We start from the raw sequence: 971 nt of genomic DNA on the forward strand, positions 1-971 counted from the left end.
GAACTCAATGAAATGAACGCCTCCCACCCGTAAGCAGTTGGGATAATGAAGGAGAGCGGACCGTCTAGGCCTGATGACATCAGAGTGCCCAGATAGAAGATCATGTAGGTCTTGACAGGCAACCGGAGCATTCGACATGAAGCTTACGCCAGTAGGGATCGATATCGCAAAGAGCGTATTTCAGGTGCACTACGTTGATGAAGAGACCGGCGAGATCGTGAACAAGCCGATCAAACGAGTGAAGTTTCTTGAGCACTTCGCGAACCGTACACCGTGCCTGATTGGAATGGAGGCGTGTGGTGGTTCACAACACTGGGCACGGCAACTCACGAAGCTGGGACACACGGTGAAGCTGATGCCGGCCGAATTCGTCAAGGCGTTCAACATCCGCAACAAGAGCGATGCAGCGGACGCCCGAGCGATCTGGCTGGCAGTGCAGCAACCAGGCAAGGCGGTGGCAGTGAAAACCGAACCGCAGCAGGCGGTGCTGGCGCTGCACCGGATGCGCCAACAACTGGTGAAGTTCCGTACGATGCAGATCAACAGCTTGCGCGGACTGTTGACGGAATATGGCGAAGTGATGGGCAAAGGTCGATCTGCGCTGGACAAGGCCATACCCGCGGTGCTGGCCAGAGTCTCAGATCGGCTGCCGGCTGTGCTGGTCGATACGTTGCGCGAGCAGTGGAATGGTTTGACGAGGCTCGACGAGCAGATCGTCGTGATCGAACGGCGGCTACGTCAGTGGATGTTAGAGGACAAGGCGGTCAAGTCGATCACCGAAATTCCGGGCGTCGGTGTGCTGACTGCAACAGCTGCAGTCGCGACGATGGGAGATGTGAAGTCGTTCAGATCGGGACGCGAGTTTGCGGCGTGGATCGGTCTTGTGCCAAAGCAAACGGGCTCAGGAGGCAAGGTGACGCTGCTTGGCATCAGCAGGCGCGGAGACACGTATCTGCGCACGCTGCTCATTC

The 971-nt window shown here is 57.4% G+C and carries 1 protein-coding gene; it reads left to right on the plus strand.

From position 1 onward, the window contains the following. Positions 1-136: 136 nt before the first annotated feature. A partial coding sequence (locus tag F6X42_RS42850; protein WP_187639764.1) for an IS110 family RNA-guided transposase occupies positions 137-971 on the plus strand: 835 nt, incomplete at its 3' end.

It is taken from the genome of Paraburkholderia podalyriae (assembly GCF_014397785.1).
In the GTDB taxonomy this organism is placed as follows: domain Bacteria; phylum Pseudomonadota; class Gammaproteobacteria; order Burkholderiales; family Burkholderiaceae; genus Paraburkholderia; species Paraburkholderia podalyriae.